The sequence below is a fragment of the Nocardiopsis sp. TRM 82005 genome (genome assembly GCF_056312425.1).
Map to the genome: position 1 here is coordinate 307,764 of NZ_JBWDTQ010000011.1, position 18,371 is coordinate 326,134.

An 18,371-nucleotide genomic window follows, 5' to 3' on the forward strand; every position below is an offset into this window, starting at 1 on the left:
ATCGAAAAAGACCGAGGGACGACGAGCCTCATGGCTGCTAAGACTGTTCTTGACCTGGCCAAGGTCCGCAACATCGGGATCATGGCTCACATCGACGCGGGTAAGACCACGACGACTGAGCGGATCCTTTACTACACCGGTGTCACCCACAAGGTGGGTGAGGTCCACGACGGCGCCGCCACGATGGACTGGATGAAGGAGGAGCAGGAGCGGGGTATCACCATTACCTCGGCTGCTACCACCACCCACTGGGACGACCACACCATCAACATCATCGACACGCCCGGCCACGTCGACTTCACGGTCGAGGTCGAGCGTTCGCTGCGTGTGCTCGACGGTGCCGTCGCGGTGTTCGACGCCAAGGAAGGCGTCGAGCCCCAGTCGGAGCAGGTCTGGCGCCAGGCTGACCGCTACGGCGTTCCGCGCGTCTGCTTCGTCAACAAGATGGACAAGATCGGCGCCGAGTTCCAGCGCTGTGTCGACATGTTCCGTGAGCGCCTCGGCGCCAACGCCATGCCGATCCAGCTCAACATCGGTGCTGAGAGCGACTTCCGAGGCGTCATCGACCTGGTCCAGATGAAGGCCTATGTCTGGAACCAGGAAGCCGCGCTCGGCGAGATGTACGACACGATCGACATCCCCGAGAGCCACGTGGACGCCGCCCGTGAGGCACGCGAGCAGTTCATCGAGACGCTGGCCGAGGCCGACGACGAGATCATGGAGATGTACCTGGAGGGCCAGGAGCCCACCGTGGAGCAGCTCGTCCCCGCGATCCGTCGTGCGACCATCGCCGGCACGGCCGTCCCGGTGCTGTGCGGTACCGCGTTCAAGAACAAGGGCGTGCAGCCCCTGCTCGACGCGGTCATCGCCTACCTCCCCGCGCCCCTGGACGTCGAGGCCATCGAGGGCCACGACCCCAAGGACGAGACCGAGGAGCCCAAGCTCGCCCGCAAGCCGAGCAACGACGAGCCCCTCTCGGCCCTGGTCTTCAAGATCATGAGCGACCCGCACCTGGGCAAGCTCACGTATGTGCGCATCTACTCGGGCATCATGCGGGCCGGCACCCAGGTGCTGAACAGCCTCAAGGGCCGCAAGGAGCGCATCGGCAAGATCTACCGCATGCACTCCAACAAGCGTGAGGAGATCCCCGAGGTCGGCGCGGGCGACATCGTCGCCGTCATGGGCCTGAAGGACACCACGACCGGTGAGACCCTGTGCGATCAGGCCAACCCGATCGTCCTTGAGTCCATGACCTTCCCGGCGCCGGTCATCGAGGTGGCCATCGAGCCCAAGACCAAGAGCGACCAGGAGAAGCTGGGCATCGCGATCCAGCGTCTCGCGGACGAGGACCCCTCGTTCCAGGTCGCCACGGACGAGCAGACCGGCCAGACCGTGATCTCCGGTATGGGCGAGCTGCACCTCGAGGTTCTCGTCAACCGCATGCGTGACGAGTTCAAGGTCGAGGCGAACATCGGTAAGCCCCAGGTGGCCTACCGCGAGACCATTCGCAAGAAGGTCGAGGGCCACGTCTTCACCCACAAGAAGCAGACCGGTGGGTCGGGCCAGTTCGCCAAGGTCAAGATCGATCTTGAGCCCCTCAAGACCGAAAGCGGCGACGCCTCGGGCTACGAGTTCGCCAACGCCGTCACCGGTGGCCGTATCCCGCGGGAGTACATCCCGTCCGTGGACGCCGGCTGCCAGGAGGCCGCGGAGCTGGGCGTGCTCGCGCACTACCCGCTCGTCGGCATCAAGGTGACGTTGCAGGACGGCCAGTACCACGAGGTCGACTCTTCTGAGATGGCGTTCAAGACCGCCGGTTCGATGGCCTTCAAGGAGGCCGTCAAGCTGGCCAAGCCGGCTCTCCTGGAGCCGGTCATGGCCGTCGAGGTCACCACTCCTGAGGAGTACATGGGCGACGTCATCGGCGACCTGAACTCCCGCCGTGGACAGATCCAGTCCATGGACGAGCGTTCCGGCGTCCGTCTCGTCAAGGCCCAGGTGCCCCTCTCCGAAATGTTCGGCTACGTGGGTGACCTGCGCAGCCGTACGCAGGGTCGAGCCAACTACTCGATGGTGTTCGACTCCTACGCGGAGGTTCCGTCCGCTGTCGCCCAAGAAATTGTGGCGAAGGTTCGCGGCGAGTAGCCGCGGACACGTAACCAATCCGATCCCCGGCCACGCGTTGGGGATGGACCCAGATAGCTCTGTACGTCTAGGAGACTTCCAGTGGCGAAGGAAAAGTTCGAGCGGACTAAGCCGCACATCAACATCGGCACCATCGGTCACATCGACCACGGCAAGACCACGCTGACCGCGGCCATCACCAAGGTGCTGCACAGCGCGTACCCGGAGCTGAACCCGTTCACCCCGTTCGAGGACATCGACAACGCTCCTGAGGAGCGCGAGCGCGGCATCACCATTTCCGTCGCTCACGTCGAGTACCAGACCGAAGAGCGTCACTACGCTCACGTGGACTGCCCCGGCCACGCTGACTATGTCAAGAACATGATCACCGGTGCGGCCCAGATGGACGGTGCCATCCTGGTCGTGGCCGCCACCGACGGTCCGATGCCGCAGACCAAGGAGCACGTGCTCCTGGCCCGCCAGGTCGGCGTGCCCGCGATCGTCGTCGCCCTGAACAAGGCCGACATGGTCGACGACGACGAGATCTTCGAGCTCGTCGAGCTCGAGGTCCGTGAGCTCCTCAGCGAGTACGAGTTCCCCGGCGACGACGTTCCCGTCACCAAGGTCTCGGCCCTGAAGGCGCTCGAAGGCGAGCAGAAGTGGGCTGACGCCGTCCTGGAGCTCATGGGCACCGTGGACAGCTTCATCCCCGAGCCCCAGCGCGACACCGACAAGCCCTTCCTGATGCCGATCGAGGACGTCTTCTCGATCACCGGTCGCGGCACCGTCGTCACCGGCCGCATCGAGCGTGGCGTCATCAACGTCAACGAGACCGTCGACATCGTCGGTATCAAGGAAGACAAGCAGACCACCACGGTCACCGGTGTCGAGATGTTCCGCAAGCTGCTCGACCAGGGCCAGGCCGGCGACAACGTCGGTCTGCTCCTGCGCGGCACCAAGCGCGAGGACGTCGAGCGCGGCCAGGTCATCATCAAGCCGGGCACGACCACCCCGCACACCGAGTTCGAGGGCCAGGTCGTCATCCTGTCCAAGGACGAGGGTGGCCGCCACACGCCGTTTTTCAACAACTACCGCCCGCAGTTCTACTTCCGCACCACTGACGTCACCGGCGTCGTGACGCTGCCGGAGGGCACTGAGATGGTCATGCCCGGTGACAACACCGAGATGTCCGTCCAGCTGATCCAGCCGGTCGCGATGGAAGAGGGTCTGAAGTTCGCCGTCCGCGAGGGTGGCCGGACCGTGGGCGCCGGTCGCGTCACGAAGATCATCAAGTAGCACACACACGCCGGGTGACGACTCCGCACGGAGCCGTCCCGGGCGTGGCGGGCGGGCCGCCCCCACCGGCGGCCCGCCCGCCACACGACAAGACGTCATCGGGCTCTGTGACGGTGGCGCACCGCAGGGGCAAGCCCTGTTGCGGTTTCTCAAGGGAATAGGGGCTCACGGCCACACGGCGGATTTCGCCGGGCCTGGGCGTCTGTGACCGGACAGCTCACCGTTACGGACACTGAAGTTAAGGACGAACAGGCCACATGGCGGGACAGAAGATCCGCATTCGGCTAAAGGCCTATGACCACGAGGTCATCGACAGCTCGGCGCGCAAGATCGTTGAGACTGTGACGCGAACTGGCGCACAGGTCGCGGGCCCGGTGCCGCTGCCGACGGAGAAAAACGTTTACTGCGTCATCCGATCGCCGCACAAGTACAAGGACTCGCGCGAGCATTTCGAGATGCGCACGCACAAGCGGCTGATCGACATCATCGACCCCACGCCGAAGACGGTCGACTCGCTTATGCGACTCGACCTCCCGGCTGGCGTTGACATCGAGATCAAGCTTTAAGGACGCACAGACATGGCCACCAAGCAGATCAAGGGAGTTCTGGGCGAAAAGCTCGGCATGACCCAGGTCTTCGACGACGCGGGCCGTATGGTGCCCGTGACGGTTCTGAAGGCCGGTCCGTGCGTCGTGAGCCGCATCCGGACTCCGGACACCGATGGCTACTCGGCTATCCAGCTCGGCTACGGGCAGATCAACCCGCGCAAGGTCAACAAGCCGCTCGGCGACTACCTGCGCAAGCACGATCTGACCCCGCGCCGGCACTATGTCGAGGTTCGCACCACCGACTCCTCCGAGTACACGCTCGGCCAGGAAGTCGCCGCGGACAGCTTCGAGAGCGGCCAGAGGATCGACGTCACGGGCAAGAGCAAGGGCAAGGGCTTCGCCGGTGTGATGAAGCGCCACGGTTTCCGTGGTCTCTCCGCCACACACGGTACGCAGCGCAAGCACCGCTCACCCGGTTCCATCGGCGGCTGCGCCACACCCGGCCGCGTTTTCAAGGGTATGCGGATGGCCGGTCGCATGGGCAACGTGCGCAAGACCGTCCAGAACCTGACCGTTCACTCCGTGGACGCGGAGAAGGGGCTCATCCTGGTCAAGGGTGCGGTCCCCGGTCCCAACGGCGGTCTGGTGCTCGTCCGCACCGCTGTGAAGGGGGACAAGTAAGTCATGGCCCAGATCGAGGTCAAGAACCCCGAGGGCGGCGCCAAGGGCAGCGTTGAGCTGCCGGAGAGCGTCTTCGCCCAGCAGGTCAGCATCCCGCTGATCCACCAGGTCGTGAACGCCCAGCTCGCCGCTGGCCGTCAGGGCACCCACGCCACCAAGACCCGCGGCGACGTCCGCGGCGGTGGCAAGAAGCCCTACCGCCAGAAGGGCACGGGCCGGGCCCGTCAGGGTTCCATCCGCGCTCCGCAGTACACCGGCGGCGGCACGGTTCACGGCCCCCAGCCGCGCGACTACGGCCAGCGCACCCCGAAGAAGATGAAGGCCGCCGCCCTGCGCGGTGCCCTCTCGGACCGGGCGAACCACGGCCGCATCCACGTCGTCAGCCAGTTCGTGGCCGAGGACGCGGAGAACAAGTTCACGCAGAACGCTCTGAAGACGCTGCGTCAGGTCACCGAGTCCGACAAGGTCCTGGTGGTCCTGGCCCGCGAGGACGAGCACAACCGGCGTGCCCTGCGCAACCTCGAAGAGGTGCACATCCTCGACGCGGACCAGGTGAACACCTACGACGTCCTGTACGCGGACGACGTGGTCTTCACCGAGGCGGGCTACGCCGAGTTCCTGGCCCACGCGGCCGGTGCCTCCAAGGCCGCGCAGTCCGAGGAGGACGACCAGTGAGGATCGCCGACCACCGGGACATCATCGTCGAGCCGGTGATCTCCGAGAAGAGCTACGGGCTCATGGACGAGAACAAGTACACGTTCATCGTTCGCCCGGACGCCAACAAGACCCAGATCAAGATCGCGATCGAGAAGATCTTCGAAGTGAAGGTCACGAGCGTGAACACGGTCAACCGCAAGGGCAAGCGCAAGCGCACCCGCTTCGGTTACGGGAAGCGTCCTGACACCAAGCGCGCGATCGTCAGTGTCGCCGAAGGCGACAGGATCGACATCTTCGGTGTCTGACCTTTTCCGGGTCTGACCGCTACACACCAAGCAACACGTAAAGGAATGCGCGAAGAAGATGGGCATTCGTAAGCACAAGCCGACGACGCCGGGTCGTCGCGGCTCCAGCGTGAGCGACTTCGTCGAAATCACGCGCTCGGAGCCCGAGAAGTCCCTGGTGCGTCCGCTTCACTCCAAGGGTGGGCGTAACGGCCACGGCCGTATCACCGCCCGCCACCAGGGTGGCGGTCACAAGCGGGCCTACCGCGTGATCGACTTCCGTCGCCACGACAAGGACGGCGTTCCGGCCAAGGTCGCTCACATCGAGTACGACCCGAACCGCACCGCCCGTATCGCTCTGCTCCACTACGTGGACGGCGAGAAGCGCTACATTCTGGCGCCCGCCGGCCTCAAGCAGGGCGACCGGGTCGAGAACGGCTCGCAGTCCGACATCAAGCCCGGCAACTGCCTCCCGCTGCGCAACATCCCCACGGGTACGTTCGTGCACGCGGTCGAGCTGAAGCCGGGTGGCGGTGCCAAGCTGGGCCGCTCCGCTGGATCCCAGATCCAGCTCCTGGCCAAGGAGGGCCGTTACGCCACGCTGCGTATGCCCTCCGGCGAGATGCGCATGGTGGAGATCACCTGCCGCGCGACCGTCGGCCAGGTCGGCAACGCCGAGCAGTCCAACATCAACTGGGGCAAGGCCGGTCGCTCCCGCTGGAAGGGCAAGCGTCCGACCGTCCGCGGTGTCGTGATGAACCCGGTCGACCACCCGCACGGTGGTGGCGAGGGCAAGAGCTCGGGCGGTCGTCACCCGGTCAGCCCCTGGGGCAAGAAGGAAGGCCGGACCCGGGACAAGAGCAAGGCCAGCAGCAAGCTGATTGTTCGGCGTCGGCGTAGCGGTAAGAAGAAGCGGTAAGGAGCACGTCTGATGCCACGTAGCCTTAAGAAGGGCCCCTTTGTCGACGACCACCTGGTCAAGAAGGTGGAGTCGCAAAACGAGAAGGGGACCAAGAACGTCATCAAGACGTGGTCCCGGCGGTCCATGATCGTTCCGGAGATGATCGGTCACACGATCGCCGTCCACGACGGCCGCAAGCACATCCCCGTGTTCGTGTCCGAGTCGATGGTCGGCCACAAGCTCGGTGAGTTCGCTCCCACGCGTACTTTCCGCAGCCACGTCAAGGAAGACCGCCGTAGCCGCCGTTAGCGGTTGCAGCAGGAGTAAGAACCATTTCTCCACGGTGAGTGGAGATGAATTTCCGTGAGCGAGGGAAAAGCGATGGGAACGAGGGCACAGGCACGGTTCATCCGTGTTACGCCCCGGAAGGCCCGCCGGGTGGTGGACCTTATTCGCGGGTTGCCCGCTGACGAGGCACAGGCGGTGCTCCGGTTCGCGCCCCAGTCGGCAAGCGAGCCCGTTGGCAAGGTACTGGCTAGTGCTGTCGCCAACGCCGAGCACAATGACAAGCTGGACCGCGAGACGCTGGTGGTCGAAGGCGCGTGGGTGGACGAGGGTCCGACCCTGAAGCGTATTCGTCCGCGGGGTTTCGGCCGCGCCTTCCGGGTGACCAAGCGCACGAGCCACATCACCGTGGTCGTCGCTGAGCGCTCGGGCGCCTCGTCCAAGACGAAGGAAAGGACCCGATAGTGGGGCAGAAGGTAAACCCGCACGGGTTCCGCCTCGGAATTACCACCGACTTCAAGAGCCGTTGGTACGCCGACAAGTCCTACAAGGACTACGTCAAGGAAGACGTCGCGATCCGTCGGATGCTGACCCGTGGTATGGAGCGTGCGGGCATCTCCAAGGTGGAGATCGAGCGCACCCGTGACCGCGTCCGCGTCGACGTCTACACCGCCCGGCCGGGCATCGTCATCGGCCGCCGTGGTGTCGAGGCCGACCGCATTCGGACCGACCTGGAGAAGCTGACCGGCAAGCAGGTCCAGCTGAACGTCTTCGAGGTGAAGAACCCCGAGACCGACGCTCAGCTCGTGGCCCAGGGCGTTGCCGAGCAGCTGAGCAGCCGCGTGGCGTTCCGCCGCGCGATGCGCAAGGCCATGCAGAGCGCCATGAAGAGCGGTGCCAAGGGCATCCGTATCCAGTGCGGTGGTCGTCTGGGCGGGGCTGAGATGTCCCGTTCGGAGTTCTACCGCGAGGGTCGGGTCCCGCTGCACACGCTGCGCGCCGACATCGACTACGGCTTCTTCGAGGCCCGTACGACGTTCGGCCGCATCGGCGTGAAGGTGTGGATCTACAAGGGCGACGCGCCCGCGACCCGCGCCGAGCGCGAGGCGGCCCAGGCCGCGCAGCGCTCCGCCGGTGGTGGCGGTGGCGGCGGCCAGCGCCGTGAGCGTCCCCAGCGTCGCCGTCGTGGCGGCACCGGTGGTGCCGGCGGCGGTCAGCAGCAGAACACCGAGGCCAAGGCCCCGGCTGAGCCCGCGAAGACCGAGGGGAGCTAGCAGTGCTTATTCCTCGCAAGGTCAAGTACCGCAAGCAGCACCACCCGGATCTGCGCGGTAAGGCCAAGGGCGGCACGGCGATCAACTTCGGCGAGTTCGGCATCCAGGCCCTGGAGTCGGCCTACGTGACGAACCGTCAGATCGAGTCCGCTCGTATCGCCATGACGCGTCACATCAAGCGTGGCGGCAAGGTGTGGATCAACATCTTCCCGGACCGCCCGCTGACCAAGAAGCCCGCCGAGGTCCGCATGGGCTCCGGTAAGGGTTCGCCCGAGTGGTGGGTCGCGCCGGTCAAGCCTGGTCGTGTGATGTTCGAGCTGTCGGGCGTGCCCGAGGCCGTGGCCAAGGAGGCCATGCGCCGTGCGATGCACAAGCTCCCGATGAAGTGCAAGTTTGTTACGCGGGAGGGGGAGTGATGGCCAAGTCCGTGACTGCCCATGAGCTTCGTGACCAGTCCGTCGAGGACCTGGTCGCCAAGCTCAAGGAAGCCAAGGAAGAGCTCTTCAACCTCCGCTTCCAGGCCGCCACCGGCCAGCTCGACAACCACAGCCGGCTGCGTACGGTCAAGCGTGAGATCGCGCGGATCTACACGGTCATGCGGGAGCATGAGCTGGGCATCGCACCGCTGTCTGGTGAGTCGGCGCAGGAGTCGAAGGAAGCAGCCGAATGAGTGAGAACCAGACCGCGACCCGGAACTACCGCAAGGTACGCGAGGGCTACGTCGTCAGCGACAAGATGGACAAGACCGTCGTTGTCGAGGTCGAGGACCGCATCACGCACGCCAGGTACGGCAAGGTCATCCGCCGGACGTCCAAGTACAAGGCGCACGACGAGGCGAACTCCTGTGGCGTCGGCGACCGGGTCCAACTGATGGAGACCCGGCCGCTCTCCGCGACGAAGCGCTGGCGCATCGTGGAGATCCTGGAGAAGGCTAAGTAACCCCAGCCTGTCGGCGGCCGACATCCGTTGTCGGCCGCCGGCGCGAGGGGTGAGACCACCTAGCCGTGCGGCAGTGGACCGCACGCATCACATCAGGAGCAGACGTGATTCAGCAGGAGTCGCGACTCAAGGTCGCCGACAACACGGGTGCCAAGGAGATCCTTACCATCCGTGTTCTCGGTGGCTCGGGTCGGCGCTACGCCGGGACCGGCGACACTATTGTCGCCACGGTGAAGGACGCCCTGCCTGGCGCTGGAGTCAAGAAGGGCGACGTCGTCAAGGCCGTTGTCGTGCGCACCGCTAAGGAGCGCCGCCGGCCCGACGGCTCCTACATCCGCTTCGATGAGAACGCTGCCGTGCTCATCAAGGACGGTGGGGACCCGCGAGGCACCCGCATCTTCGGCCCTGTGGGCCGTGAGTTGCGTGACAAGAAGTACATGCGCATCATTTCGCTGGCGCCGGAGGTGCTCTAAGCGATGAAGATCAAATCTGGCGACGAGGTCATCGTCCTCGCCGGCAAGGACAAGGGTGCTACCGGTAAGGTCGTCAAGGCCATGCCGAAGGAAGACCGTGTCGTCGTCGAGGGCGTCAACCTGGTCAAGAAGCACAGGAAGGCCAACCCGGCGGGCGGCCAGCAGGGCGAGGTCGTCACCAAGGAGGCCCCGATCCACGTGAGCAACATCGCGCTCGCGGAGGACGGCAAGGCATCCCGGCTCGGCTACCGCTTCGAGGAAGACGGAACCAAGGTTCGGGTCTCCCGCCGCACCGGTAAGGACATTTGATGACGGTTACCAATGACGTCACGGCCCCTCCGATGCCGCGGCTCAAGGAGAAGTACCGTAACGAGATCGTCGCTGCCCTCAAGGAGGAGCACGACATCGCCAACATCATGCAGGTCCCCGGTCTGACGAAGATCGTGGTCAACATGGGCGTTGGCGAGGCGGCTCGTGACGCGAAGCTGATCCAGGGCGCGGTCGCCGACCTGTCGGCGATCACCGGCCAGAAGCCGAAGATCAACCGGGCCAAGAACTCCATCGCCCAGTTCAAGCTGCGCGAGGGCCAGCCGATCGGCGCCAGCGTCACGCTGCGCGGCGACCGGATGTGGGAGTTCCTCGACCGGCTGCTCTCGCTTGCCCTGCCCCGTATCCGGGACTTCCGCGGGCTGTCCCCGAAGCAGTTCGACGGGAACGGCAACTACACCTTCGGGCTGACCGAGCAGGTCATGTTCCACGAGGTGGACCCGGACAAGGTCGACCGGCAGCGTGGGATGGACATCACGGTCGTCACCACCGCGCCGAACGACGAGCAGAGCCGCAGCCTGCTCAAGCGGCTCGGTTTCCCGTTCAAGGAAGCCTGAGGGGTAAGGCACATATGGCTAAGAAGTCCCTGATCGCCAAGGCGCAGCGGAAGCCGAAGTTCGGCGTTCGCGCGTATACTCGATGCTCACGGTGCGGCCGTTCGCGTGCCGTCTTCCGGAAGTTCGGCCTGTGCCGTATCTGCTTCCGCGAGATGGCGCACCGCGGCGAGCTGCCCGGTATCACCAAGTCGAGCTGGTAGTTTCCGGCGGGGCCGACCGGGCGCTCACATCAGAGCGCGGAGTCGGCCCCCCGAAACGCCGCCACTCGGTGGCTTATGACGTCCGTGACCGCACCAGGCGGGCACGGTCAGGCAACATCCAACCATCAGGGCACGGCAGTCCCCTCGGGACCGCGGTGCCCACGACCACGCCGTAGGTCCGTTTGTGCACCTTGACGGGAGTATCCGTGCAAGGACAGGCCCTGGGAAGGCCCGCACTCGGAAACCGCGGTGAGGAAGGGCCAGTCGGCCATGACGATGACCGACCCGATCGCAGACATGCTTACGCGTCTGCGCAACGCGAATTCGGCTTTCCACGACACCGTGGTTATGCCGTATTCCAAGATCAAGGCGCACATCGCCGAGATCCTCCAGCAGGAGGGCTTCATTCAGGGATGGCGGACCGAGGAGGCCCCTGTGGGCAAGAGCCTCGTCCTCGACCTGAAGTACGGCCCCACCCGAGAGCGTTCGATCGCGGGCATCCGCCGGGTCTCCAAGCCCGGTCTGCGGGTGTACGCCAAGAAGGAGAACTTGCCGCGGGTGCTGGGTGGCCTCGGTGTGGCGATCATTTCGACGTCCGGCGGCCTGATGACTGACAAGCAGGCCAAGAAGCGTGGCGTGGGCGGCGAAGTCCTCGCCTACGTCTGGTAACAGGGAGAGATTGAAGCATGTCGCGAATCGGTCGACTGCCGCTCTCGGTCCCCAAGGGCGTCGAAGTCACGATTAACGGGCAAGACGTCACTGTCAAGGGGCCGAAGGGCGAACTGAAGCACACCATCGCCGAGCCGATCACCGTCTCTCTGGAAGACGGCGTGCTCACGGTGGTGCGTCCCGACGACAAGCCTGAGAACCGCTCGCTGCACGGTCTGACCCGTGCGCTCATCGCCAACCTGGTCGAGGGCGTTTCCAACGGCTACACCAAGACGCTGGAGATCCACGGTGTGGGTTACCGCGTCCAGGCCCGTGGCTCCAACCTGGAGTTCTCGCTGGGCTACAGCCACCCGGTCGTGGTGGAGCCCCCGGAGGGTGTCAGCTTCCGTGTGGAGAAGCCGACGCTCTTCCACGTAGAGGGCATCGACAAGCAGCTGGTGGGCCAGGTCGCCGCGAACATCCGCGGTCTGCGCAAGCCTGACCCGTACAAGGCCAAGGGCGTGCGGTACCAGGGTGAGCACATCCGCCGCAAGGCCGGAAAGGCTGGTAAGTAGGCATGGGTATCACCGTGAGCCGCAAGCGGACCAGCAAGAGTGCCACCTCCCGTGCGCGCCGCCAGTTCCGCGTCCGCAAGAAGGTCGTCGGCACCGCCGAGCGTCCGCGTCTGGCCGTGTTCCGCTCCTCCAAGCACATCGTCGCGCAGGTCATCGACGACACCAGGGGGCACACCCTGGCCGCTGCTTCCAGCGTCGAGACCGACCTGCGTGCCGCTGAGGGCACCAAGACCGACAAGTCCGTCAAGGTCGGCCAGCTCGTCGCTGAGCGCGCCAAGGCCGCCGGTGTCTCCGCCGTGGTCTTCGACCGTGGCGGCAATCAGTACACCGGGCGTATCGCCAAGCTCGCCGATGCGGCGCGCGAGGGCGGACTGGAGTTCTAGCGATGACCTCTGTAACGGCCAAGAACAACGACGAGAAGAGGAACCACTGATGGCTGCAGCACCGCGGCGCGGCGCCGGTGGCGAGCGGCGTGATCGCCGTGACGATCGCCGCGGCGGCGCCGCAGACAAGGGTGTCTCCTACATCGAGAAGGTCGTGACCATCAACCGGGTCGCGAAGGTCGTCAAGGGCGGCCGTCGCTTCTCCTTCACCGCCCTGGTCGTCGTCGGCGACGGCAACGGCATGGTCGGTGTCGGTTACGGCAAGGCCAAGGAGGTCCCGTCCGCGATCGCCAAGGGCGTCGAGGAGGCGAAGAAGAACTTCTTCCGCGTTCCCCGCGTCCAGGGCACGATCACGCACCGGGTCCAGGGCGAGGACGCCGCCGGCGTCGTCCTGCTCCGTCCGGCCGCCCCGGGTACCGGTGTTATCGCCGGTGGCCCCGTGCGCGCCGTGCTGGAGTGCGCCGGCATTCACGATGTGCTGAGCAAGTCGCTCGGCTCGTCCAACCCGCTGAACATCGTGCACGCCACTGTGGCGGCTCTGAAGGGCCTCAACCAGCCCGAGGAGATCGCCGCGCGTCGTGGCCTGCCGATCGAGGACGTCGCCCCGGCCGCCATGCTGCGTGCTCGCGCTGAGGCGAAGGCAGGAACCTGACCATGGCCAAGCTCAAGATCACGCAGACCCGTTCCGGGATCGGCGGCAAGGAGAAGCAGCACGCTACTCTCCAGTCGCTCGCCCTGGGGCGGATCGGTAAGTCCACCGTCCGTGAGGACCGCCCTGAGGTTCGCGGGCAGATCACGATCGTCGCGCACCTCGTCTCTGTCGAGGAGGTTGCCGAATGAGCGACTACAACCCCGACGAGCTGCTCAAGCTGCACCACCTGCGTCCCGCCCCGGGCTCCAACAAGGCCAAGGTCCGCAAGGGCCGTGGCGAGGCGTCCAAGGGTAAGACCGCTGGTCGCGGTACCAAGGGCACGAAGGCTCGTAACACCGTGCGCCCCGGCTTCGAGGGCGGTCAGATGCCCCTCATCCGCCGGGTGCCCAAGCTCAAGGGCTTCAGCAACGCCCGGTTCAAGACGACCTACCAGGTCGTCAACCTGGACAAGCTGAGCGAGCTCTACCCCGAGGGTGGCGAGGTCACAGTCGAGGACCTGGTCGCCAAGGGCGCGGTTCGCAAGAACCAGCTCGTCAAGGTGCTGGGCACCGGCGAGATCACCGCCGCCGTGCAGGTGAGCGCGAACGCGTTCTCCTCCTCGGCGAAGGAGAAGATCACTGCCGCCGGTGGCTCCGTCACCGAGCTGTAGGGGCCTTCCCCGCCATGTGCGATCGGGGGCGTTCGCCCGGCATGTCCGTGAAAGACTGCCTGGCGGACGCCCCCGTGCGTTGTGAGCGGTGATCGTTATGTCTCATGAACTCAACTGTCGAGTGATCACTGTTACAGTGCCATCTGTTTGAGTACGTCACTTGACGTAAAGTGAATACTTCCGAGCAACGGGCGACCAGCCCGGAGCTGACGTTCTACGACGATTCAGGATCGGCCGCGATGTCTGGAACCCGTTCCGCCGCCGAAGCCGTGCAGGAGGAGACGTGCTAGGTGCGTTCGTTCGTGCATTTCGCACGCCCGACCTGCGCAACAAGCTGCTGTTCACACTGTTCATCCTGACGATCTTCCGTCTGGGCTCGGTGATCCCCGCTCCGGGTATCAACTCAGCGGCGATCCGGGATCAGATGGAGGCGATCACCGCCTCCGACTCGTCCGGTGTGTACGAACTCGTGAACCTGTTCAGCGGCGGCGCGCTGCTGCAACTCGCGGTGTTCGCGCTCGGGGTCATGCCGTACATCACCGCGAGCATCATCATCAACCTGCTGACGGTGGTGATCCCCCGCCTGGAGGCCCTCAAGAAGGAGGGGCAGTCCGGGCAGAGCAAGATCACCCAGTACACCCGCTACCTGACGCTGATGCTCGCGGTCCTACAGGCCACCAGCATCGTCGCCATGGCCAGGACGGGCGCCCTGTTCCAGGGGGCCATCCCGGTCAATACCTACATGCCCAACCAGGACATCCTGACCCTGGTGACCATCGTCTTCACGATGACCGCCGGTACCGCGATCATCATGTGGTTCGGTGAGCTCATCACCGAGCGGGGCGTGGGCAACGGCATGTCGCTGTTGATCTTCACCCAGGTCATCGCGATGTTCCCCTCCTCGATCGCCGGGCTGTACCAAGAGCGCTCCGTCTGGATCTTCGCCATCATCTGCATCGCGGGCCTGGCGCTCATCGCCGCTGTGGTCTTCATGGAGCAGGCACAGCGCCGAATCCCGGTGCAGTACGCCAAGCGGATGGTCGGCCGCCGCATGTACGGCGGCAGCTCGACCTACATCCCGCTGAAGGTCAACCAGGCGGGCATCATCCCCGTCATCTTCGCCTCCTCGCTGCTGTACCTTCCACAGCTGCTCGTGGGCCTGATGGGCCAGGACTCCGCCAACCCCGCGGTGACCTTCATCCAGAACTACTTCCTTACCGGAACCCACCCCGTGTACATGGCGACGTTCTTCGTCATGATCATCGGCTTCGCGTTCTTCTACGTGGCGATTACCTTCAACCCCACTGAGGTCGCCGACAACATGAAGAAGTACGGTGGGTTCATCCCGGGTATCCGACCAGGGCGTCCGACCGCCGAATACCTCGACTACGTACTGACGAGGCTGACGACCCCCGGATCCCTGTACCTGGGTGTGATCGCTCTTCTCCCGATGGTCGCGCTCGGTGCCACTGGCGCCAACGCGAACTTCCCCTTCGGCGGGACGAGCATCCTGATCATGGTCGGTGTCGGGCTGGACACGGTGAAGCAGATCGAGAGTCACCTCCAGCAGAGGAACTACGAAGGTTTTCTGCGATAAATGCGAGCAGTATTGGTGGGGCCGCCTGGGGCCGGCAAGGGCACCCAGGCCCAGATCCTCGCGTCGGAACTGTCGATTCCCAAGGTGTCCACCGGTGACATCTTCAGGGCCAACGTCAGCGGCGGCACTGAGCTTGGCAAGAAGGCCAAGGAGTACATGGACCGCGGTGACCTCGTCCCCGACGAGGTCACCAACGCCATGGTCAAAGATCGGCTGGCACAGGACGACGCGGCCGCGGGCTTCCTGCTCGACGGGTTCCCGCGCAACGTCCCGCAGGCCGAGACGCTCAGGACCATCCTGGCCGACCTCGACACCAGCCTGGACATCGTCCTGGAGTTGAGGGTCGACGAGGAGGAGGTCGTCAAACGCCTCTCGGGCCGTCGCTCGTGCCCCGAGTGCGGCCGTGTGTACCACGTCGAGTACGACGCCCCCAAGACCGGGGGCAAGTGCGACAACGAGGGCGCGGAGCTGTACCAGCGTGAGGACGACCGAGAGGAGACCATCAGGCACCGCCTGGAGGTCTACCGCGCGCAGACCGCTCCGCTGGTGGAGTTCTACGAGGCGGAGGGCTTGCTGGCCACCATCGCCGCCACGGGTTCCGTGGACGAGGTGACGGCCCGGGCCAAGGCCGCCATCGCGAAGGCCGGGGCCGACTCCTGATGTTCCGCAAGGGTGAACCGGACGTGCAGATCAAGACGCCGGAGCAGATCGCCAAGATGAGGGCGGCGGGCCAGATCGTGGCTCGCGCCCTGGACACCCTCCGGGCCGCGGTGCGGCCCGGGGTGTCCACTCTGGAACTGGACGCCGTGGCGGAGAAGGTCATCCGCGGGGCGGGAGCCGTCCCCTCCTTCAAGGGTTACTACGGCTTCCCGGGGTCCATCTGCGCCTCGGTGAACGAGGAGATCGTCCACGGCATCCCCAGCGCGGAGCGCGTGCTGGCCGAGGGCGACATCATCTCCATCGACTGCGGGGCCATCCTGGACGGCTGGCACGGCGACTCGGCGGTCACGATCGCCGTCGGCGAGGGCCGCCCCGAGGACCTGCGGATGATGGAGGTCTGCGAGGAGTCCATGTGGCAGGGGATCGCCGAGCTGCGTCCGGGCAAGCGCCTGGGTGACATCGGACACGCGATCGCCGGCCACATCTCCCGCAACGGGGGCTACGGCAACGTCCGCGAGTACGGCGGTCACGGCATCGGTACCGAGATGCACATGGACCCGCACGTGCTCAACTACGGCAAGCGCGGCAAGGGCATGAAGCTGGTCGAGGGCATGTGCCTGGCGATCGAGCCGATGACCACCCTGGGCCGCCACGACGCGATCCAGCTCGACGACGGCTGGACCGTGGTGACTCGGGACGGCAAGCGGGCCGCTCACTTCGAACACACGGTCGCGGTGACCGCGGAAGGGCCGGTCGTGTTGACCGCACGCGAGTCCAACCGCGATAAAATCGATGACATGGGGTTCGTCCAGCCGACCTGGTAGGGGTTTCGTCCCACACGCGGGGCAGCCTCCGGGGGAAGATGCGAGGTGCGCAGTGTCCGACCCGGTGCCGTCGATGCGAACGTCCGACGTGGAGCGCGACCGAGTGGCGCAGCTACTACAGGAGCACTTCGCCCAGGGGCGGCTGGACCACGAGGAGTTCACCGACCGCCTCGGCCGCGTCTACAAGGCCAGGACCGTGGACGAACTGGCCACGGTCACCGGAGACCTGCCTGAGCGTGACCTCGCCGACATCCGAGGAGCGGCGCCCCGGCAGGAGGACTCCGCGGTGGCGCCCCCGCTCAGCATGCGGGACCCGGCCCTGATCGTGCCGTGGGCGCTGTACGCCGGGGTCAACGTCCTGTGCTTCGTGATCTGGTTGATCCTGTTCCTCACCACCGGCTACGGCTACCCGTGGTTCCTGTGGGTTCTGGGGCCGTGGGGGGTCGTGATGGGCGTGGTGACCATGGGGGTCTTGGGCGCCCAGAAGAACGGCTCCGAAGGCGGGCAGGGCTAGGCGGTGCCTCTTCGGGGCTCCGCGCCGTGGTCAGGAGCACTTGCCCCGAGGGGATAGACTTACATTGCCCATACGCGGGCTGTTGGGTCAGTCTGCCTTCTTTGTGCCGCGTCTTTCCAACCGACGCACGCTCTTGCAGTTGGCCTGAACTTCCAGTGTGTCTTGGTTTCGGTGACGGCATCCGCCGTCGCCGGGGCCGTCGCGTCATGCGGGACCACTGGGGTCGCGTCGGGTTGTCCTGATCAACCAATCGATGAGCGAGGCGTGGAGGACATGGCCAAGAAAGACGGCGCCATCGAGATCGAGGGTTCCGTTGTCGAGTCCCTACCCAACGCTATGTTCAAGGTAGAGCTCGACAACGGGCACCAGGTCCTTGCCCACATCAGCGGCAAGATGCGGATGAACTACATCCGTATTCTCCCCGACGACCGTGTCGTCGTGGAGCTGAGCCCGTACGACCTCACACGCGGGCGCATCGTTTATCGCTACAAGTAGCCCCGTCGCGGGCCACAGGGCCCGGGAGGGGATGAGTTCGGAGTAACCATGAAGGTCAAGCCGAGCGTGAAGAAGATCTGCGCGAAGTGCCGCGTGATCCGCCGTAACAGCCGGATCATGGTCATTTGCTCGGACCCGCGGCACAAGCAGCGCCAGGGCTAGCACCCCGGATCGCTGGCTGCGGTCTCACGTACCGCGATCGACCCGGTGGGCTTAACCGCCCGGTACCGGGTTCATGAAACAACGAAAACCTGTTCCGACTCCTTGTGCCGGCGAGGCGCGGGAGGCACCCCTGGTCGGAGGCCGGGGCCTCGTCGATTGGGCGACGAGAGGGTGGAACGGGCCAGACCTCCGCATAGGGCAAATAGGAGTCTCGCCCACATGGCACGTATTGAAGGCGTTGACCTTCCCCGCGACAAGCGGGTGGAGATCGCTCTCACGTACATCTTCGGGATCGGGCGCACCCGTGCGCTGGAGACCCTGGAGAAGACCGGCGTTGACGGCAACACGCGCGTTTACCAGCTGTCCGAGGAGGACCTGGTCAAGCTGCGCGACTGGGTCGGCACCAATTACCAGGTCGAGGGTGACCTGCGCCGTGAGGTGCAGGGCGACATCCGCCGCAAGATGGAGACCGGTAGCTACCAGGGCATCCGCCACCGTCGTGGACTCCCGGTCCGCGGTCAGCGCACGCAGACCAACGCGCGTACCCGTAAGGGCAAGAAGAAGACCGTGGCCGGTAAGAAGAAGGCCGGTAGGAAGTAGTCCGTCCGGACTGGACTGTACGACCGCGTCCGGAAGCGACAACGGACCGATGATCTCTGGGAGTTT

General features: G+C 65.3%; 30 protein-coding genes. All 30 read left to right on the plus strand.

From position 1 onward, the window contains the following. Nucleotides 1-30: 30 nt before the first annotated feature. The 30 genes from fusA to rpsM all read left to right on the plus strand — a co-directional run bounded on the left by fusA (nucleotide 31) and on the right by rpsM (nucleotide 18,305). Nucleotides 31-2,145, plus strand: coding sequence for an elongation factor G (gene fusA / locus AC0T5L_RS09050; protein ID WP_476164940.1), 2,115 nt, complete (start codon nucleotides 31-33; stop codon nucleotides 2,143-2,145). Nucleotides 2,146-2,226: 81 nt separating this feature from the next. After that, a complete protein-coding gene (gene tuf / locus AC0T5L_RS09055) occupies nucleotides 2,227-3,420 on the plus strand; it encodes an elongation factor Tu (protein ID WP_476164941.1) in 1,194 nt (397 codons plus the stop codon). Between the two features lie 257 nt (nucleotides 3,421-3,677). Next, complete coding sequence (rpsJ, locus tag AC0T5L_RS09060; protein WP_013156110.1) at nucleotides 3,678-3,986, plus strand: 30S ribosomal protein S10; 309 nt, start codon at nucleotides 3,678-3,680, stop codon at nucleotides 3,984-3,986. A gap of 12 nt (nucleotides 3,987-3,998) precedes the next feature. Next, on the plus strand, nucleotides 3,999-4,649 hold the full coding sequence (gene rplC, locus AC0T5L_RS09065; protein ID WP_476164942.1) for a 50S ribosomal protein L3: 651 nt from the start codon (nucleotides 3,999-4,001) through the stop codon (nucleotides 4,647-4,649). A gap of 3 nt (nucleotides 4,650-4,652) precedes the next feature. Continuing rightward, on the plus strand, nucleotides 4,653-5,324 hold the full coding sequence (gene rplD / locus AC0T5L_RS09070; RefSeq protein WP_476164943.1) for a 50S ribosomal protein L4: 672 nt from the start codon (nucleotides 4,653-4,655) through the stop codon (nucleotides 5,322-5,324). After that, nucleotides 5,321-5,611 carry a 50S ribosomal protein L23 gene (gene rplW, locus AC0T5L_RS09075; RefSeq protein WP_476164944.1) on the plus strand — a complete coding sequence of 97 codons (291 nt, stop codon included), beginning with the start codon at nucleotides 5,321-5,323 and terminating at the stop codon, nucleotides 5,609-5,611. Before rplD ends, rplW begins: the two co-directional genes overlap by 4 nt. 58 nt (nucleotides 5,612-5,669) lie before the next feature. Then, nucleotides 5,670-6,509, plus strand: coding sequence for a 50S ribosomal protein L2 (gene rplB / locus AC0T5L_RS09080; protein WP_476164945.1), 840 nt, complete (start codon nucleotides 5,670-5,672; stop codon nucleotides 6,507-6,509). Nucleotides 6,510-6,521: 12 nt separating this feature from the next. Next, on the plus strand, nucleotides 6,522-6,800 hold the full coding sequence (rpsS, locus tag AC0T5L_RS09085; RefSeq protein ID WP_476164946.1) for a 30S ribosomal protein S19: 279 nt from the start codon (nucleotides 6,522-6,524) through the stop codon (nucleotides 6,798-6,800). A 72-nt stretch (nucleotides 6,801-6,872) separates the two neighbouring features. Next, the gene (gene rplV, locus AC0T5L_RS09090) at nucleotides 6,873-7,241 is read left to right on the plus strand and encodes a 50S ribosomal protein L22 (RefSeq protein WP_476165000.1); all 369 of its coding nucleotides are present in this window, start codon (nucleotides 6,873-6,875) and stop codon (nucleotides 7,239-7,241) included. After that, nucleotides 7,241-8,050 carry a 30S ribosomal protein S3 gene (gene rpsC / locus AC0T5L_RS09095; RefSeq protein ID WP_476164947.1) on the plus strand — a complete coding sequence of 270 codons (810 nt, stop codon included), beginning with the start codon at nucleotides 7,241-7,243 and terminating at the stop codon, nucleotides 8,048-8,050. Before rplV ends, rpsC begins: the two co-directional genes overlap by 1 nt. Before the next feature lie 2 nt (nucleotides 8,051-8,052). After that, nucleotides 8,053-8,466, plus strand: coding sequence for a 50S ribosomal protein L16 (gene rplP, locus AC0T5L_RS09100; protein ID WP_476164948.1), 414 nt, complete (start codon nucleotides 8,053-8,055; stop codon nucleotides 8,464-8,466). Continuing rightward, nucleotides 8,466-8,720, plus strand: a complete 255-nt coding sequence (gene rpmC / locus AC0T5L_RS09105; protein WP_476164949.1) for a 50S ribosomal protein L29 — start codon at nucleotides 8,466-8,468, stop codon at nucleotides 8,718-8,720. Before rplP ends, rpmC begins: the two co-directional genes overlap by 1 nt. Then, a complete protein-coding gene (gene rpsQ, locus AC0T5L_RS09110; protein ID WP_476164950.1) occupies nucleotides 8,717-8,989 on the plus strand; it encodes a 30S ribosomal protein S17 in 273 nt (90 codons plus the stop codon). Before rpmC ends, rpsQ begins: the two co-directional genes overlap by 4 nt. Before the next feature lie 104 nt (nucleotides 8,990-9,093). After that, nucleotides 9,094-9,462 (plus strand): 50S ribosomal protein L14, encoded by a 369-nt coding sequence (gene rplN, locus AC0T5L_RS09115; RefSeq protein WP_476164951.1) that lies wholly within the window; start codon nucleotides 9,094-9,096, stop codon nucleotides 9,460-9,462. Between the two features lie 3 nt (nucleotides 9,463-9,465). Continuing rightward, complete coding sequence (rplX, locus tag AC0T5L_RS09120; RefSeq protein WP_476164952.1) at nucleotides 9,466-9,771, plus strand: 50S ribosomal protein L24; 306 nt, start codon at nucleotides 9,466-9,468, stop codon at nucleotides 9,769-9,771. After that, nucleotides 9,771-10,346 carry a 50S ribosomal protein L5 gene (gene rplE / locus AC0T5L_RS09125; RefSeq protein ID WP_476164953.1) on the plus strand — a complete coding sequence of 192 codons (576 nt, stop codon included), beginning with the start codon at nucleotides 9,771-9,773 and terminating at the stop codon, nucleotides 10,344-10,346. Before rplX ends, rplE begins: the two co-directional genes overlap by 1 nt. A gap of 14 nt (nucleotides 10,347-10,360) precedes the next feature. Beyond that, nucleotides 10,361-10,546 (plus strand): type Z 30S ribosomal protein S14, encoded by a 186-nt coding sequence (locus tag AC0T5L_RS09130; protein WP_476164954.1) that lies wholly within the window; start codon nucleotides 10,361-10,363, stop codon nucleotides 10,544-10,546. A 270-nt stretch (nucleotides 10,547-10,816) separates the two neighbouring features. After that, nucleotides 10,817-11,215 (plus strand): 30S ribosomal protein S8, encoded by a 399-nt coding sequence (rpsH, locus tag AC0T5L_RS09135; protein WP_476164955.1) that lies wholly within the window; start codon nucleotides 10,817-10,819, stop codon nucleotides 11,213-11,215. 17 nt (nucleotides 11,216-11,232) lie between these two features. After that, nucleotides 11,233-11,769, plus strand: a complete 537-nt coding sequence (rplF, locus tag AC0T5L_RS09140; RefSeq protein WP_476164956.1) for a 50S ribosomal protein L6 — start codon at nucleotides 11,233-11,235, stop codon at nucleotides 11,767-11,769. A 2-nt stretch (nucleotides 11,770-11,771) separates the two neighbouring features. After that, nucleotides 11,772-12,152, plus strand: coding sequence for a 50S ribosomal protein L18 (gene rplR / locus AC0T5L_RS09145; protein WP_476164957.1), 381 nt, complete (start codon nucleotides 11,772-11,774; stop codon nucleotides 12,150-12,152). 49 nt (nucleotides 12,153-12,201) lie between these two features. After that, nucleotides 12,202-12,804, plus strand: a complete 603-nt coding sequence (gene rpsE, locus AC0T5L_RS09150) for a 30S ribosomal protein S5 (RefSeq protein ID WP_476164958.1) — start codon at nucleotides 12,202-12,204, stop codon at nucleotides 12,802-12,804. A gap of 2 nt (nucleotides 12,805-12,806) precedes the next feature. Beyond that, nucleotides 12,807-12,992 (plus strand): 50S ribosomal protein L30, encoded by a 186-nt coding sequence (rpmD, locus tag AC0T5L_RS09155; protein ID WP_476164959.1) that lies wholly within the window; start codon nucleotides 12,807-12,809, stop codon nucleotides 12,990-12,992. After that, on the plus strand, nucleotides 12,989-13,453 hold the full coding sequence (gene rplO, locus AC0T5L_RS09160) for a 50S ribosomal protein L15 (RefSeq protein WP_476164960.1): 465 nt from the start codon (nucleotides 12,989-12,991) through the stop codon (nucleotides 13,451-13,453). The genes rpmD and rplO overlap by 4 nt, the downstream gene beginning before the upstream one ends. A gap of 283 nt (nucleotides 13,454-13,736) precedes the next feature. Further along, nucleotides 13,737-15,050: a preprotein translocase subunit SecY gene (secY, locus tag AC0T5L_RS09165; RefSeq protein WP_476164961.1), complete on the plus strand. Its 1,314-nt coding sequence runs from the start codon at nucleotides 13,737-13,739 to the stop codon at nucleotides 15,048-15,050. Further along, the gene (locus AC0T5L_RS09170) at nucleotides 15,051-15,710 is read left to right on the plus strand and encodes an adenylate kinase (RefSeq protein ID WP_476164962.1); all 660 of its coding nucleotides are present in this window, start codon (nucleotides 15,051-15,053) and stop codon (nucleotides 15,708-15,710) included. Continuing rightward, nucleotides 15,710-16,534, plus strand: a complete 825-nt coding sequence (gene map, locus AC0T5L_RS09175) for a type I methionyl aminopeptidase (RefSeq protein ID WP_476164963.1) — start codon at nucleotides 15,710-15,712, stop codon at nucleotides 16,532-16,534. Before AC0T5L_RS09170 ends, map begins: the two co-directional genes overlap by 1 nt. Nucleotides 16,535-16,586: 52 nt before the next feature. Further along, the gene (locus tag AC0T5L_RS09180) at nucleotides 16,587-17,048 is read left to right on the plus strand and encodes a DUF1707 SHOCT-like domain-containing protein (protein ID WP_476164964.1); all 462 of its coding nucleotides are present in this window, start codon (nucleotides 16,587-16,589) and stop codon (nucleotides 17,046-17,048) included. Nucleotides 17,049-17,321: 273 nt separating this feature from the next. Further along, on the plus strand, nucleotides 17,322-17,543 hold the full coding sequence (gene infA / locus AC0T5L_RS09185; RefSeq protein WP_013156135.1) for a translation initiation factor IF-1: 222 nt from the start codon (nucleotides 17,322-17,324) through the stop codon (nucleotides 17,541-17,543). A 48-nt stretch (nucleotides 17,544-17,591) separates the two neighbouring features. Then, nucleotides 17,592-17,705: a 50S ribosomal protein L36 gene (rpmJ, locus tag AC0T5L_RS09190; RefSeq protein WP_026117481.1), complete on the plus strand. Its 114-nt coding sequence runs from the start codon at nucleotides 17,592-17,594 to the stop codon at nucleotides 17,703-17,705. Nucleotides 17,706-17,924: 219 nt separating this feature from the next. Continuing rightward, a complete protein-coding gene (gene rpsM / locus AC0T5L_RS09195; protein WP_476164965.1) occupies nucleotides 17,925-18,305 on the plus strand; it encodes a 30S ribosomal protein S13 in 381 nt (126 codons plus the stop codon). Nucleotides 18,306-18,371 lie beyond the last annotated feature (66 nt).